The sequence below is a fragment of the Thalassospira sp. MBR-102 genome, from assembly GCF_040549275.1.
Classification (GTDB): domain Bacteria; phylum Pseudomonadota; class Alphaproteobacteria; order Rhodospirillales; family Thalassospiraceae; genus Thalassospira; species Thalassospira xiamenensis.
This window is the reverse complement of sequence record NZ_JBEPTC010000001.1, coordinates 321,293-335,434: the sequence shown is the minus strand read 5'-3', so window position 1 is coordinate 335,434 and position 14,142 is coordinate 321,293. Positions and strand designations below refer to the sequence as shown.

Genomic DNA, 14,142 nt, shown 5'->3' with positions numbered 1-14,142 from the left:
GCCAACCGCCAGATGCCCCGTATTGTCATTTGCAAAACCTGCCAACCAGCACCCGATGCTGATCCGGCCTCAAAGGTGGATTTTGTCGATGCGGATGGTTTTGCGCGGCAGTTAGGCACGGCACTTGATCAGGCGGAATTGCCCGAAACGTTTGAAATCACGCAGGTTGACTGCATGGGATCATGCAGCGACCCGACATCGGTTGCACTTCAGGGAACCGGGCGGGCAAGTTATCTTTTTGCCGGATTATCGGCACATCGTGATATTGACGATATCATTGCCACCTGCCGGGAATATCTGAACGCCCCGGATGGATGGATCGAAGACGCACGCGGCTGCGGACGTCTTCGATTTTGCCTTAAGGCCCGTATCCCGGCCCTGTGATTATGGTGCAACCGAAACAGTCATGGCCTGACGCAGCGGCTTATCGCCAACGGCAAGCTGGCTATGGTCATTAGCCGTAAGGGTCACGATAACCTCGTTATCACCCGCTGGAAGGTCTGCGATATGAAGCCACGGGCCATACAGGCGGGCGATCTTGGTGCCGTTAACATAGACATGAGCATGCCCCTCGCCCGGGATATGGGGACTGCTGGCATGTTCGGGGGCAAAACGGAAATTCTGGACCAAGAGATGCAGGTTCCAGCCACTGACCGGATCGGGCGCAATGGCAACATCAAGCCTTGGCGCATCAACGGCATCGGGCAGTGAAATGACGGCATCATGGCTGGCATGGGCACCGTTGACATTCATCGTGTCATGCGTATCACCATGGGCACTTTCCCCATGCGCGCGCGGATCGGAATGGTCATGACCATCAAGGGTGATGCCATTGCCCGCCGCCACCAGAAAGCCAATCCCGCCGCCAAAAACAAGCCCGATCCCGAAAAGAGCAAGTGAACGTGGCATTACGTTTATCCAGGCAAATCAATGAAAGAAAACAGGCGCGGAATATACCGCGCCTGATCAATGTGATTGCGTTTTACGCTTCCCGGTCGGCTTCACGCCGCCAGAAATGCCCGGCAAACAGCCCGGTCAACACCCAGGCCACCGCCCCGATACCAAAGGCACGCGCAGCAAACAGCGCGCCGAGTTCGGTCGGCACGGGACCGCTGAACTGATCGGGTTCCGGCGCACCGATAACATGGGGCGCCAGAAGCAGAACAACCGCCGCCCCCCACGCCAGCCAGTTCCGGCCAAAGGCGATCAGCCAAACCGCAAGTGCCGCGGTTGCCACCGTCGCAAACCACCAGATTTGCCGTTCATAGACATCGGCCGCAGCAACACCGGGCACCTCTGGCGCCAAGGTGAAGCCCGGTGCGAAATGCACGATGACAAACCCTGCAATGCCCCAGATGATGCCATTGCGCGCCGTCACCACATGACCACGATTTTCGGCAAAGGCCATGGCCGCGATCAGGATCAGTGCATAGCCGGTATAGACCAGCATGGTGAACAGGATGCTTAGCCCGTCACGCAGCGGATCAATCCCGCCGACATCCTGATGCGCGCTAACCGCGTCACCGCCGAAATGCACAAGGGCACCGGTTTCATACAGCTCCGCATGCAGCAAAACGGGCTGCACAAAATACAGCTGTAGCAGGGCCGCAATAAGCCCCGCTGCAGCACCAGCGAACAACGCGCTGGTTACTATGCGTGTGAACATGACTTAGTGGCAGGGAAAGCCGGTCGCGTGGCGCACATCGTGTGCCGCATCATGAAGCAGGTCCGCCTGAACGTGGCCGGTCACAAAGACAATCGCCATGCCGAAAACGGCACAGGCAAGGATCGGCAGAAGAACGGATTTTTTCGAAACGGCAAATGCCGCGGTCTGCGTGGTCATAGAAATCTCCTTTGCTGTCACACCCGACAGTCGGTTCGGGTCCATGCCTGGCAGGTCTCCTGGCTTGCGGGTCTTCATGCGTCGCCGACCTTCCCTGCTTTCGCAAGTGGTATGATGGCGGGCACTCGTCGCATACAGTCGCGGGGGCGGCTTTGGCTTTGACCGTCAAACAGACGGCTTTCCAAATTCCCTCTTCGTTTCCCAACCCCGAGCAGAGCGGGAAAAACCAAGCCATCCGTTTATGACGGTAATTTTGCGCAAGTGCAATGTGAAAACCACGCAGGCCGGGTGATCATTTGCCGAACATATTCGCCCGATTGTCGATATGCGACTGGAATGCCCGCAAAGATCAGTGCGGGGGTGGCTTAGTCGTGTGTGACGTGGGCAAAGACATCTCGAACAACACGGGAAATATGTTCGTCATCAATCTGATAGAAGATATGACGCCCGTTGCGCTCGGACGCCAGAATGCGCTGATCGCGCAACTGACGCAGATGATGGCTGGTAAGCGACTGCGACATGCCCGATGCCTCGGCCAGTTCACCAACGGTTTGCGGTTTTTCCATGCAGCGCAGAACAAGCTGCAACCGCCCGGCATCCCCCAAAAGCGCAAAGATTTTCGCCGCCGCCTCGATATCGGGCAGCGACAGGTTATGACCGGTGGCGCGCGACGCATCACGCGTTACGGCTTCCCCCTGTTCGGTGGAAAGGCCAAGACGTGCGGCGGTATCGCATTCATGACAACCGTCACCATCATTATTGGCGCTGACCACGACCGGGCGGGCCGGTGTGACTTCGACTTTACGGGATTTTGCTTTGCTTTGTGACATGCCCCTATTTTCCACGCCCTGCATCGCTTGGCAAGGGGACTTGATGTTTGCGTGCATGGAACTCCGCCACGCAGGGAACGTTACAGGTATGACACATCATCGAAAGTGCCCACCAGAACAAGGAGACACACCGATGCAAGAGCAAACAGCACTCGACATTTTTAATCTGCGCCAGTCCCACGACAGCTGGGAACGGAATGTTGCCGGTTACTGCGCGAAAAACGACATGCAGGTCGGAAATCTGCCCAAAGAGGTAACCGGCCCCTATAACGAGATGAATGAGGCATGGGAAAAGCTTAAGGCCGAAGGCGATGCCGCAAGCAACGCCACCGCAGAGCAGTTCCACAAGGCGACCGCAAATCTTGAAAAAGCATGGAACGATATGATTGGCAGGTAAATTGCCGGTTTTATGCCCTTTATAGAGAATGCCCCAAAATCGCCTTTTCATTGCAAATCGATGACATGATTACGCGCCAGATTGAAATTGTCTGGAAAAGCAAAAGGAGGCTCCCATGACAGCCCGTCCCCTTCCGGAGCACGCCAAGCTCCATCAGGAATTCAAGGATTGGGAATTCGGCCTTACAGCCCATTGCAAGGAATCCGAAGCCGGGCTTGAACAATTGCCAAGCGAGGTTGTTCAGGCGTGGGATGACATGGATGCCGCCTGGGGCGAGATCAAGGATCATAGCGGTGATATCCCGCAAGAATGCCTGCAGCGTTTTCGTGAAGCCAAACAACGTTTGCAAGGTGCGTGGGACGCGATGATCTCTTCCAAACGGCATTAACGACGCCGCGCTGGAAGCAGCCAGACTTTTTCGTCTCCCTCTCTTCCCTGGCGGGTTTTCCTCCCCTCCCCGCCATTCCTTCTGCAGCCGGGTGTTTCAACCGCCCCGGCTGCATTTTTTTGTCTGCATTTTGGCCGACCACCGCCCTGCAACGGATCAAAACCGGTTACGGGCAAAAATCCGAATTGACTCATCTCGATAAAAAATTCATGTTTTATTTTAATTAATAAATTCGATTCGTTATTTAAGCGTCACCCGAATGCTTCTGGATGGAGCCCCGTCATGGTCGATACCTTGAAAAATGTCCGCACCGTCAGCCGCATTCTTGGCTGGGTATGCCTTATCGGCGTTGTTTTCGAAATCTGTCTCGTGCCGCTGATATGGCATGTGGATGGCTGGATTGATACCAGCGCCAGCCAGATGACCATCAGCATTGAAGAATTGCGCGCCCTTTCCGGATGGCAGAAATATGCCGTGATGGCATCGATGATGCTGCCGACACTTGTTATGGCCTATGGGCTTTGGCGGTTGCGCAAGATGTTCCTGTCTTTTGCCGAAAACCATATTTTCCAGCCTGCCCCAATTGCCCATCTGAAAGCATTTTCCGTGGCCCTTATGGCACAGACCCTGATCAAGCCGATTTCAGGCGCTCTGACATCCGTGCTGGCAACCATAACCCGGCCAGAAGGCGAACGGGTACTGTCGATCGGGCTGAGCAATGCCGAAGCCAGCACGCTGTTTCTGGGTGGGCTGCTTCTGGTGATTGCATGGGTACTGGGTGAAGCCACCCGTATCGAAGACGAAAACAGGAGCTTCGTCTGATGGCGATCATTGTCCGGCTTGACGTGATGCTTGCCCTGCGAAAGATGAAATCCAAGGACCTCGCTGCGCGGATCGGCGTTAGCGAACAGAACCTGTCGCTTCTGAAATCAGGCAAGGTGCGCGGGGTCAGGTTTGAAACGCTTGCCGCGATTTGTCGGGAACTTGATTGCCAACCCGGTGATCTTCTGGAATTCGTTGCCGACGACCTGTAAGCTCTTGTGATCATGACGGGCCCGGTTAACAGGGGGCCGTCCTTCATAAGAAACCAAGCAGCCTGTTTAACGGCTGTTATCAGGGAAGACGTGAATGGAAAACAAGGTTGCCCTCGTAACAGGTGCCGCGCGCGGCATCGGACTTGCCACCACACATCTTTTTATCGAACAGGGCTGGCAGGTTGCGATGATTGATCGCGACAGCGCGGAACTTCGCAAATCATGTCGTGATATCGCAAATGCCAAGGCATTTGAATATGACGTATCAATCCCCGAACAGGTCGATCTGATGATCGACGAGGTCCTGACCGAGTTCGGACAGATTGATGCGGTCGTCAATAATGCCGGGGTTGCCGATTTCCTGCCAATTGGTGAAACCGACTTCAGCGCGTGGCGCCGGATCATGGAAACCAACCTTGATGGTGTTTTTCTTGTCTCACAGGCGGCAATCCCTGCTCTGAAGCAGACCAAGGGCGCGATTGTCAATATCGGCTCTATTTCCGGGCTTCGGGCATCTACCCTTCGGGTCGCTTATGGCACATCTAAGGCCGCCGTCATTCACCTGACAAAACAGCAGGCGATCGAGCTTGGCGATTTCGGGGTGCGGGCCAATTGCGTCTGCCCTGGCCCGGTCAAGACCAAGCTTGCCATGGCGGTCCATTCGCCGGAAATCATATCGGCCTATCTTGATGCCATGCCGCTTGGCCGATACGGTAACGAACGCGAAATCGCCGAGGTCATTGCGTTTTTATGCTCCGACAAAGCGAGCTACGTTACCGGTCAGGTGATCGCGGCCGATGGCGGGTTTGAAACGGCCGGTGTCGGGCTCCCGGCCCTTCGCAAGGCCGCAGAAGAATAAGCACTTTCGGGCGATCAGCTTGATAAAACACGCACGCCTCGCGGCGCAAAAGTTTGATCGCCTGCCCTTTTTCCTGCGTATGGCTTGGATAAACCATCACCAAAAGGTGTTTCCGTGACCATCGAACTTGCCCTTCTAGTTTTCAACGCCCTTTTCTGCCTTGCTTTCCCGTGGGTTTACAATTGGTCCTATGGCAAGCAGGTCGGCGGCAAACGCCTTTTGGGCAATCGCGACAATCTGCCCGAACGGCAGGGCTTGGCTGCCCGCGGCCTGCGCGCCCATCAGAACCATCTGGAAAATCTGGTGCCGTTCGCGATTATCGTTCTGGTCGCGCATGTAATCGGCATTTCTAACACTGTCACTGTGGCTTGCGCAGTTGTCTTTACCCTCGCCCGTATCGCACATGCCGGGTTCTATGTTGCCGGGATCACGCGCGTTCCGGGGATCAATGGCGTGCGATCCATTGCCTATTTTGTCAGCCTGTTTGCGATGCTTGCCTTTGTCTCGCAATTATTCGGGTCGTAATTGTCGGCGCAAACTCTCGACAAGCCGGGTTTCGGGCGTTACGAGATAGGCGGCCAAACCGGAACGGGTAGGGTCATGACTTAACGCTTTTACCCAAGGATCTGCCGTGAGCACGTTACCCCCCTGCCCCAAATGCCAGTCGCCCTATACCTACGAAGATGGTGAATTGCTGATTTGCCCGGAATGCGCCCATGAATGGTCGCTGCAAACCGCGGCAAGTGGCGATCAAACCGAATACAAGGATGCCAATGGCAATGTGCTTGTTGACGGCGATACGGTCTCGATCATCAAGGATCTGAAGGTCAAGGGTGCGTCTCAATCGCTTAAGGTCGGCACCAAGGTCAAGAATATCCGCCTTGTCGAAGGCGACCACAATATCGATTGCAAGATCGACGGATTTGGCCCGATGAAGCTTAAATCCGAATTTGTCAAAAAGATCTGATTGCGGGCTTGTGAGCCACAGGACTATGGCGACGACATTGCGACCGGGTTCTGGTACAATGTCGTCGTCTGATACCGGCTTGAACCACCCGAAAGAAACGGGGGCCACCATGCGCCACCTTGCCCTTATCGCCGCAATAGTCGCAACCCTGTCGCTGCCTTCCTGCCTGACCTTCAACTGGCAGCGCAGCGTTCAGCAGATTCTATCGAATGCATGCAATTCGACAGGGGATTGCGGCTCGGATGGGCCAGGTTATTAGAACAGCCCCAAACAAAACGGCGCGCCCAATGGACGCGCCGCTGTCATTTCCGATGATCGGAAAGCTTATTCCCACTCAATCGTTCCCGGTGGTTTCGAGGTGTAGTCATAGGTGACGCGGTTGATACCGTTGACCTCGTTGATGATCCGGTTGGCGATACGACCAAGCAGTTCCGGCGGGAAGGCGAAGAAGTCGGCGGTCATGCCGTCGGTCGAGGTGACGGCACGAAGTGCACAGGCATAGTCATAGGTACGACCATCGCCCATCACGCCAACGGTACGGACCGGCAGCAGCACCGCGAAGGCCTGCCAGATGGCGTCATAGAGACCGGCATTACGGATTTCTTCGAGATAGATCGCATCGGCCTTGCGCAGGATATCGAGCTTTTCGCGCGTGATCGGCTGGCCGGGGATACGAATGGCAAGGCCCGGTCCAGGGAACGGGTGACGGCCGACAAAGCTGTCGGGCAGACCCAGTTCACGACCAAGGTCACGGACTTCGTCCTTGAACAATTCGCGCAGCGGTTCGACCAGTTGCATGTTCATGCGTTCCGGAAGGCCACCGACGTTGTGGTGTGACTTGATAGTGACCGACGGGCCGCCGGTGAAAGACACGCTTTCGATGACGTCCGGGTAAAGGGTCCCCTGTGCAAGGAAATCGGCACCACCGATTTTCTTGGCTTCTTCTTCGAACACTTCGATGAACAGACGGCCAATGGTTTTGCGTTTGGTTTCCGGATCAATTTCGCCTTCGATCGCGCCGATAAAGGTTTCGGACGCGTCAACATGCACCAGCGGAATATTGTAATGGTCGCGGAACAGGGTGACGACCTGATCGGCCTCGCCCGAGCGCATAAAACCATGATCGACAAACACGCAGGTCAGCTGATCGCCAATCGCTTCGTGGATCAGAACCGCGGTGACAGAGCTGTCAACACCGCCGGAAAGACCGCAAATGACCTTGCCATCGCCGACCTGTTTGCGGATTTTGGCGATTGCATCGTCTTTATAGGCGTTCATCGTCCAGTCGCCAGAACAACCGGCAACGCCATGCGTGAAGTTTTTAAGCAGCTGCGCACCATGCGGGGTGTGGACCACTTCGGGGTGGAACTGCACGGCGTAGAATTTCTTGTCATCATTGGCGATGGCAGCAAACGGTGCGCCTTCGGATTTGCCAACAACGCGGAACCCGTCAGGAAGAGCATCGACACGGTCGCCGTGGCTCATCCAGACCTGTTCGCGTGCACCTTCAGCCCAGATGCCGGTGAACAGCGCGCAATCTTCGATGACATCGACAAAGGCACGACCGAATTCGCGGTGATCGGACGTTGCGACCTTGCCGCCAAGCTGGTTGACCATGGTCTGCTGACCATAGCAGATGCCAAGCACCGGCACGCCAAGCTCGAACACCTTTGCCGGGGCAGAGGGTGCCTTGTCCCAATGGACCGATGCCGGACCACCCGAGAGGATCACGGCCTTGGGCGCATATTCGTCAAGGAAAGCATCCGAGACATTGTTGAAGGGGTGGATTTCGCTATAGACACCGCTTTCGCGCACGCGGCGTGCAATCAGCTGGGTGACCTGCGATCCAAAATCAATAATCAGCACGCGATCTGTCATCGGGCCGTATCTCCGTCGAGTATGGGGTTGCGCCGTACATACGCCAAACCATCCGTCTCGGCAACCCGGCGCAAACGGTTACCTTGGGATGCATTCATGAAATTCTGATGCCGAATTCCGGCATTTGGGGACAATTGCGGCCTTTTCCTGCCGGAACGCCCCCGAAAAGAGCACAATTGGTCCCTTTTTCCTGCGCAATGCGTCTGTAACTTGGTTTCCAACGGAGCACGGAGATAACCGCGTCCGACAGAATCAGAAATCATGAGCAAATCAAGTTTGACCATGCAAAGGGACACAGACAAATGACACAGAACAAAGGCAGTAAAATCGCGCTTGCCGTCGCTGGCCTTCTTCTGGTCGCTGGTGCGGCAACGGCCATTGCAATGACCCAATCCGAGACCAACAATCCGGCGTCGCTGTTTGGCACCGAAACCGGTACTGAAAAAAGCGATACCATGACCCCGGCACCGGATGCCCCGGCGGCCGAAACCGGCGAAGCGCCGAACACCGTCCTTCCAGAAGACAATCAGGAAGTTCCGGGCATGAAGGGTCTTGATGGCAATGCAGGCGAAGATAGCAGCCCGCTGGAACTGATGCCGCAGGATGACGGCGGCACCACCGATGGCGAAGCTGCCCCGAAGACGGAATAAAAAACCGGCCGGGTAAACTGTGGAAGATCCAATCTTCACATCGCGTTCACGGTAAAATGCACTTGTGAAAAGAATTGGCCCTGTCCCCATTCGGGACAGGGCCATTTTTCTTGCCGCAATTTTACAGTTTGCGAGCAGACCAAGGGCGGCATCGGACATCGGGTTGTTTGCGATGACCATAGCCGTCATTGTCATTATTTCACCTTGCCTTTGGCTGTGCGTTCAAACACCGCGACAAAGAAACCGTCCGTACCGTGAACATTAGGCGACAGGCGAAGCCACGGCTTGTCCTTGCCACCGGGTACCGGAACGGATTTGGGTCCGTCGGGCCAGATTTCACTGATCGGAACCGGTTTGAAATCCTTGCGATCCCGCATGAAGGTCTCGATCAGACGTTCATTTTCTTCGGGCATGATCGAACAGGTCGCGTAAATCAGGCGCCCACCCTTGGTGACCTTTGCCGCACCGGCCTTCAATATCTTGCTTTGATTTGCCATCAGGGTGCGGATATCACGCTGCCCGATACGCCAGCGCAGTGCCGGGTTACGGCGCAGGGTGCCAAGCCCCGAACAGGGGACATCAAGCAACACACGATCAAAGAAACCGGATTTGTTGCGAAGCCAGCTATCGCGTTCATCAGCGATGATGCGCTGCTGAATACAGTCACCGGCACCGGCACGTTTGGCACGCTTGCGCGAATTATCCAGACGACCGCCATGGGTGTCGCAGGCAAGGATACGGCCCTTGCCGCGCATGTCGGACGCCATGCCAAGCGTCTTGCCGCCACCGCCCGCGCACATATCAAGGATATGCATGCCCGGCTTGGCATCGACCAGCCGCACGCAAATCTGCGATGCCTCGTCCTGGATTTCAATCAGGCCGTCCTTGTAGGCCGCCGTAACCAGCATATTCACACCAAGCGGCAGACGCAGGCCGTTGGGCGCATAAGGCGTTCTTTCGATATTGTGGATGCCATCGGCTTCGAGCGATTTGATTGCGTCTTCAACCGTGCCCTGAAGGCGGTTAACGCGCAGATCAAGTTTGGCGGGCTGATTATAGGCCGCCATTTCAGCCGGAAGGTTTTCGTGATGGAGTTTCAGCAGTTCGGCATAAAGCCATTTCGGCAGTTCGGTTTTGACCGCACCTGGCTGGCCGTCATGATCAAGCGTCTTGCCGGTCAGCTTGTTGATCAGGTGATTTTCTGCCGGATGCAGCGGGTTCGGGCAGAACTCCTCACCATTGAACATGCTTGAAATGTCTTCGGCCTTGCGTTTGTCCTGCAAGACCAGTTCGGCGATCATGCGCGCACGACCGTCCTGAAACTCATATCCGCATTCGGCAAGCCACCAGCCCAGACGCGCCTGATGGCGGATCAAGTTATAGAAACGTTCGCTGATCTCACGACGATCGCCACCACCGATATAACGGCGATTGCCAAAATAGCCGGAAATGACGCGGTCTGCGTCGTCTCTGGTCTGGGTCCAGCCGTCATAAAGTTCAATGACAGCCGCGATACGTGCACCGGGTTTCAAAACGAATGTCCAACCTGTCTGAGTGTGATGTTCCTGTCCCGATATGGGAATTCAAATAAACACCATACGATAAAAAAGGCGATGACGGCAGGATTGCCTGCCGTCACCTGAAATTTGTGCCCGCTGATATCACGGGTTGGGCCATTCGCCAACAGCGACAAGCGCAAGGCAGCCCAGCCAATTGATCAGCGTGCCCCGATTAGTTACCAGGACGGTAATTCGGGGCCTCGCGGGTGATGGTCACGTCATGGGCATGGCTTTCGCGCAGGCCCGCATTGGTGATGCGAACGAACTGGGCCCGTTCACGGAAATCGGCAAGCGTTGCCGAACCGGTATAGCCCATCGATGCCTTAAGACCGCCAACCATCTGATGGATGATCTGACCAGCCGGGCCCTTGTAAGGGACGCGGCCTTCGATGCCCTCGGGGACGAGTTTCAGGTTATCCTGAACGTCCTGCTGGAAGTAACGGTCCGCAGACCCGCGTGCCATCGCACCGACCGAACCCATCCCGCGATAGGATTTGTACGAACGGCCTTGATACAGGATGACTTCGCCTGGCGCTTCGTCGGTACCGGCCAGAAGCGAGCCAACCATGCAGGTGCTGGCACCGGCGGCCATTGCCTTGGCAATGTCGCCCGAAAACTTGATACCGCCATCGGCGATGATCGGAACGTCAAGCTTGTGACCGATTTCCGCACATTCAAGGATGGCCGTCAATTGCGGCACACCCACACCGGCAACAATGCGGGTGGTGCAGATCGACCCCGGACCGATGCCGACCTTGACCGCGTCCGCACCGGCTTCGGCCAGTGCCTTGACGGCTTCGGGGGTGGCAACGTTACCGGCGATGATCTGGGTATTGCCGATCTTTGATTTTATATATTCGACTGCCTTGATCACACCGGCGGAATGGCCATGTGCGGTATCAATGACCAGTACGTCAACACCGGCTTCAACCAGCGCCATCGCACGTTCAAAGCCGCTTTCGCCAACGCCGGTTGCCGCGGCAACACGCAGACGACCGCTTTCATCCTTGCACGCATTCGGGTGCAATTTGGCTTTTTCGATGTCCTTGACGGTAATCAGGCCGGTGCAGCGATAGGCTTCGTCAACCACCAGAAGCTTTTCAATGCGATGCTGGTGCAGAAGTTTTTTGGCTTCTTCGGTTTCGACATTTTCCGTTACCGTAACCAGATTTTCGTGGGTCATCAGTTCGGAAACCGGTTGCGAACGGTTGGACGCAAAACGCACATCGCGGTTGGTCAGAATGCCGACCAGCTTGTTGCTGGCGCGTTCAACAACCGGAATACCGGAAATGTGGTTGATGTCCATCAGGTCCAGCGCATCGGCGAGCGTCTGATCCGGGTGAATGGTGATCGGGTTGACGACCATACCGGATTCAAATTTCTTTACGCGGCGAACTTGTTCGGCCTGCTGTGCGATATCGAGGTTCTTGTGAATGACCCCCATACCACCATGCTGCGCCATAACAATCGCCATCGGGCTTTCGGTCACTGTGTCCATTGCGGACGACAGAAGCGGAATGCGCAGGTCGATATTTTTGGTAATGCGGGTATTGGTCTGCACCTGTGCCGGCAGCACTTCGCTGGCGGCGGGTTTGATCAAAACGTCATCAAACGTCAGGGCTTCTGCAATGCGGGTCATATGGGGCCACCTCGTTAATCTGAGTTGGCGCGGAACTTATACACGTTATGGCCTTTATGCCAAGTTTTCTGCGCCCATAGCAGCCCTGTTATTTTATTGCTGCATTATCCGGGCAGTTCCGTTAGAAACTGGTAGATGGGGCTGCTATCTGGCGCAGCCCCATTTTTATGCCCGGATCACCCCCGAATTTTGCAAGGCAGACCAAGCGTTTGCCGCAATCGCGAAAGCCGCCCGCCCCTGTTTTACGCGGTCGCAGCATCCGGAACGTTGAGCACCTTGTCGATAAACCGGCGTACATCACCATCAAGTGAATCGGCCTGCCCCAGAAGATTTGTCGCCTCGCTATGGAGTTGCAGGACGACAGAGCCGGACTCGGTCGTGCCGCTGGCAACGTCAGCAAGGATGGCCGCAATGGTTTGCATGCGTCGCACCGCCTGATCGATCCGGTCACTGATCGCACCGACAACTTCGGTCTGTTCGCGGGCGGCTTCGGCAACCAGACGCGCACCGCTATCGATTTCGCTGATCTTTTCATTGATCTCGCGCACCGATGAAACGGCTTCGCGGGTCATTGACTGCATTTCGCCGATTTCACCAATCACCTGTTCGGCGGCACGCGATGTCTGGGACGCCAGGTTTTTGACCTCGGTCGCGACAACGGCAAAACCCTTGCCTGCTTCGCCGGCACGGGCGGCCTCTATGGTGGCGTTCAGGGCCAGAAGATTGGTCTGATCGGCGACATCGGTGATCAGTTCGACCACCTTGGTCACGCGAAGCGCCATGTCATCAAGACGCGTGATGTGATTATCGGCAACACGGGCCCGGCTAACCGCGGCTTCGGCCAGTTCGGCGGAACCATTGATCTGCGCGCCGATCTGACGAATGGAGGCACTGAATTGTTCGGTGGCAACCGCGATGCCGTTCAGGGCCTCGGTACTGTCATCGGCAGCAAGGCGCATATCGTTGGCCTGTTCGGCGATGCGACTGACCTGCCGGGACAGAAAATCGGAACTGTCACTTAGCTGTTTTGCACTGTTCGAGACCGAACCAACCACCGACTGGATATCATCACCGATACGCCCGGCGCTATCGCTGAAGTTTCTGGTTTTTTCATGCATGGCATCAAGGGCGGCATTGACCGTCCCGGCATAGCCGATCAGATCACCGCGCAGTCCCCTTGGCAGGATTTTGCGATAATAGGATCCCCGCGATGCATGGCCCATGGCACCTGCGGCTTCCTTGGCGAACGCCTCGGTCAGGTCAAGCAACTGGTTCACCGCATTTTGCAGGGGCGCAAGATAACCCTGTGTTTGACGATTATTGACCCTGACACCCATTTTTCCATCGGCAGCGTCATGGACGATATCGTACAGTTCATCAATGATCCGCTTGTGACGCGTGATGGCAACCGCACCAATCAACGCCATGACCAGAAGCGCAATCGTCGCAATCAAAGAAACAAACGGTGCATGCGTTGGCGCCATCAGAAGTGCACCAATCAGACCAAAGGCCAGCATCAGGCCAGAAATCAAAATCCGTCGCAGATTAGAGAGTGAAAACAAACTGATCATAGTCGATGCCTGCCTGCCCCAGAAGATTACCAAGTTTTTGTGTACTGCGCGCCATGCCGTCCTTGCGATTACGTTCGCGTTCTTCTTCTGCACGAAGATCGGCATAAAGCGGGATAACCTGTTCAACCGCTTCGCGGCGAGGTACCCGACGATTGGAATGATAACCAACGATATTGCCATTCGGCCCGAAGGTCGGTGTGACATTGGCCAGCACCCAGTAATGATCCCCGTTCGCCGAGCGATTGATCACATAGGCGAAAATCTCGCGCCCCTTGGAAATCGTGTCCCACAGTAAGGCGAACACGCAGCGCGGCATGTCGGGATGGCGGATAATGCTGTGCGGCTGGCCCAGAATATCCTTTTCACGATATCCTGCGACCCGCAGAAAGACATCATTTGCGTAAGTAATACGTCCCTTGGTGTCGGTCTTGCTGACGATAATTTCATTATCGCCAAAATGACGTTCAACACCGGTCAGAAAAAGCTGATCCTGTTTCATCAATTGCACCCCGTTCACGGATCAATGG

General features: G+C 55.8%; 20 protein-coding genes and 1 riboswitch. Of the genes, 11 read left to right on the top strand and 9 right to left on the bottom strand.

The window, feature by feature from the left end; translation table 11 throughout:
- Positions 1-12 precede the first annotated feature (12 nt).
- The gene (locus ABIE64_RS01625) at positions 13-384 is read left to right on the top strand and encodes a DUF1636 family protein (protein WP_354376459.1); all 372 of its coding nucleotides are present in this window, start codon (positions 13-15) and stop codon (positions 382-384) included.
- On the opposite strand, the gene ABIE64_RS01620 is transcribed toward ABIE64_RS01625, so the two are convergent.
- The 4 genes from ABIE64_RS01620 to ABIE64_RS01605 all read right to left on the bottom strand — a co-directional run bounded on the left by ABIE64_RS01620 (position 385) and on the right by ABIE64_RS01605 (position 2,673).
- The gene (locus ABIE64_RS01620; protein WP_354376458.1) at positions 385-909 is read right to left on the bottom strand and encodes a hypothetical protein; all 525 of its coding nucleotides are present in this window, start codon (positions 907-909) and stop codon (positions 385-387) included.
- A gap of 73 nt (positions 910-982) precedes the next feature.
- Positions 983-1,666, bottom strand: a complete 684-nt coding sequence (locus ABIE64_RS01615; RefSeq protein ID WP_037992379.1) for a CbtA family protein — start codon at positions 1,664-1,666, stop codon at positions 983-985.
- Between the two features lie 3 nt (positions 1,667-1,669).
- Positions 1,670-1,843: a CbtB domain-containing protein gene (locus ABIE64_RS01610; RefSeq protein ID WP_007090806.1), complete on the bottom strand. Its 174-nt coding sequence runs from the start codon at positions 1,841-1,843 to the stop codon at positions 1,670-1,672.
- 32 nt (positions 1,844-1,875) lie between these two features.
- Positions 1,876-2,089, bottom strand: a riboswitch (cobalamin riboswitch).
- A gap of 119 nt (positions 2,090-2,208) precedes the next feature.
- Positions 2,209-2,673 carry an ArsR/SmtB family transcription factor gene (locus tag ABIE64_RS01605; RefSeq protein ID WP_354376457.1) on the bottom strand — a complete coding sequence of 155 codons (465 nt, stop codon included), beginning with the start codon at positions 2,671-2,673 and terminating at the stop codon, positions 2,209-2,211.
- Between the two features lie 133 nt (positions 2,674-2,806).
- Between ABIE64_RS01605 and ABIE64_RS01600 the strand changes: the two genes are divergently transcribed.
- From ABIE64_RS01600 to ABIE64_RS01560, 9 genes are all read left to right on the top strand, one after another.
- A complete protein-coding gene (locus ABIE64_RS01600) occupies positions 2,807-3,070 on the top strand; it encodes a hypothetical protein (protein ID WP_007090804.1) in 264 nt (87 codons plus the stop codon).
- Between the two features lie 115 nt (positions 3,071-3,185).
- Positions 3,186-3,458: a hypothetical protein gene (locus tag ABIE64_RS01595; protein ID WP_354376456.1), complete on the top strand. Its 273-nt coding sequence runs from the start codon at positions 3,186-3,188 to the stop codon at positions 3,456-3,458.
- On the top strand, positions 3,425-3,685 hold the full coding sequence (locus ABIE64_RS01590) for a hypothetical protein (RefSeq protein ID WP_354376455.1): 261 nt from the start codon (positions 3,425-3,427) through the stop codon (positions 3,683-3,685). Before ABIE64_RS01595 ends, ABIE64_RS01590 begins: the two co-directional genes overlap by 34 nt.
- A gap of 55 nt (positions 3,686-3,740) precedes the next feature.
- Positions 3,741-4,280, top strand: coding sequence for a DUF2975 domain-containing protein (locus tag ABIE64_RS01585; protein ID WP_354376454.1), 540 nt, complete (start codon positions 3,741-3,743; stop codon positions 4,278-4,280).
- A complete protein-coding gene (locus ABIE64_RS01580; RefSeq protein WP_063093489.1) occupies positions 4,280-4,492 on the top strand; it encodes a helix-turn-helix domain-containing protein in 213 nt (70 codons plus the stop codon). The genes ABIE64_RS01585 and ABIE64_RS01580 overlap by 1 nt, the downstream gene beginning before the upstream one ends.
- Positions 4,493-4,586: 94 nt before the next feature.
- On the top strand, positions 4,587-5,351 hold the full coding sequence (locus ABIE64_RS01575; RefSeq protein WP_354376453.1) for an SDR family NAD(P)-dependent oxidoreductase: 765 nt from the start codon (positions 4,587-4,589) through the stop codon (positions 5,349-5,351).
- A gap of 114 nt (positions 5,352-5,465) precedes the next feature.
- Positions 5,466-5,876: an MAPEG family protein gene (locus ABIE64_RS01570; RefSeq protein WP_354376452.1), complete on the top strand. Its 411-nt coding sequence runs from the start codon at positions 5,466-5,468 to the stop codon at positions 5,874-5,876.
- 106 nt (positions 5,877-5,982) lie between these two features.
- Positions 5,983-6,318: a zinc ribbon domain-containing protein YjdM gene (locus tag ABIE64_RS01565; protein ID WP_354376451.1), complete on the top strand. Its 336-nt coding sequence runs from the start codon at positions 5,983-5,985 to the stop codon at positions 6,316-6,318.
- A 58-nt stretch (positions 6,319-6,376) separates the two neighbouring features.
- A complete protein-coding gene (locus tag ABIE64_RS01560) occupies positions 6,377-6,577 on the top strand; it encodes a hypothetical protein (RefSeq protein ID WP_354376450.1) in 201 nt (66 codons plus the stop codon).
- Between the two features lie 65 nt (positions 6,578-6,642).
- Here ABIE64_RS01560 and guaA read toward each other — a convergent pair whose 3' ends face one another.
- A complete protein-coding gene (guaA, locus tag ABIE64_RS01555) occupies positions 6,643-8,196 on the bottom strand; it encodes a glutamine-hydrolyzing GMP synthase (protein WP_114094949.1) in 1,554 nt (517 codons plus the stop codon).
- A gap of 302 nt (positions 8,197-8,498) precedes the next feature.
- Between guaA and ABIE64_RS01550 the strand changes: the two genes are divergently transcribed.
- Positions 8,499-8,846, top strand: a complete 348-nt coding sequence (locus ABIE64_RS01550; protein ID WP_354376449.1) for a hypothetical protein — start codon at positions 8,499-8,501, stop codon at positions 8,844-8,846.
- A 194-nt stretch (positions 8,847-9,040) separates the two neighbouring features.
- On the opposite strand, the gene ABIE64_RS01545 is transcribed toward ABIE64_RS01550, so the two are convergent.
- The 4 genes from ABIE64_RS01545 to ABIE64_RS01530 all read right to left on the bottom strand — a co-directional run bounded on the left by ABIE64_RS01545 (position 9,041) and on the right by ABIE64_RS01530 (position 14,114).
- A complete protein-coding gene (locus ABIE64_RS01545; protein ID WP_354376448.1) occupies positions 9,041-10,378 on the bottom strand; it encodes an RsmB/NOP family class I SAM-dependent RNA methyltransferase in 1,338 nt (445 codons plus the stop codon).
- 199 nt (positions 10,379-10,577) lie between these two features.
- Positions 10,578-12,044 carry an IMP dehydrogenase gene (gene guaB, locus ABIE64_RS01540; protein WP_037992357.1) on the bottom strand — a complete coding sequence of 489 codons (1,467 nt, stop codon included), beginning with the start codon at positions 12,042-12,044 and terminating at the stop codon, positions 10,578-10,580.
- 242 nt (positions 12,045-12,286) lie between these two features.
- On the bottom strand, positions 12,287-13,615 hold the full coding sequence (locus tag ABIE64_RS01535; RefSeq protein WP_082822540.1) for a methyl-accepting chemotaxis protein: 1,329 nt from the start codon (positions 13,613-13,615) through the stop codon (positions 12,287-12,289).
- Positions 13,590-14,114: a PAS domain-containing protein gene (locus ABIE64_RS01530; RefSeq protein ID WP_007090791.1), complete on the bottom strand. Its 525-nt coding sequence runs from the start codon at positions 14,112-14,114 to the stop codon at positions 13,590-13,592. The genes ABIE64_RS01535 and ABIE64_RS01530 overlap by 26 nt, the downstream gene beginning before the upstream one ends.
- Positions 14,115-14,142: the final 28 nt, after the last annotated feature.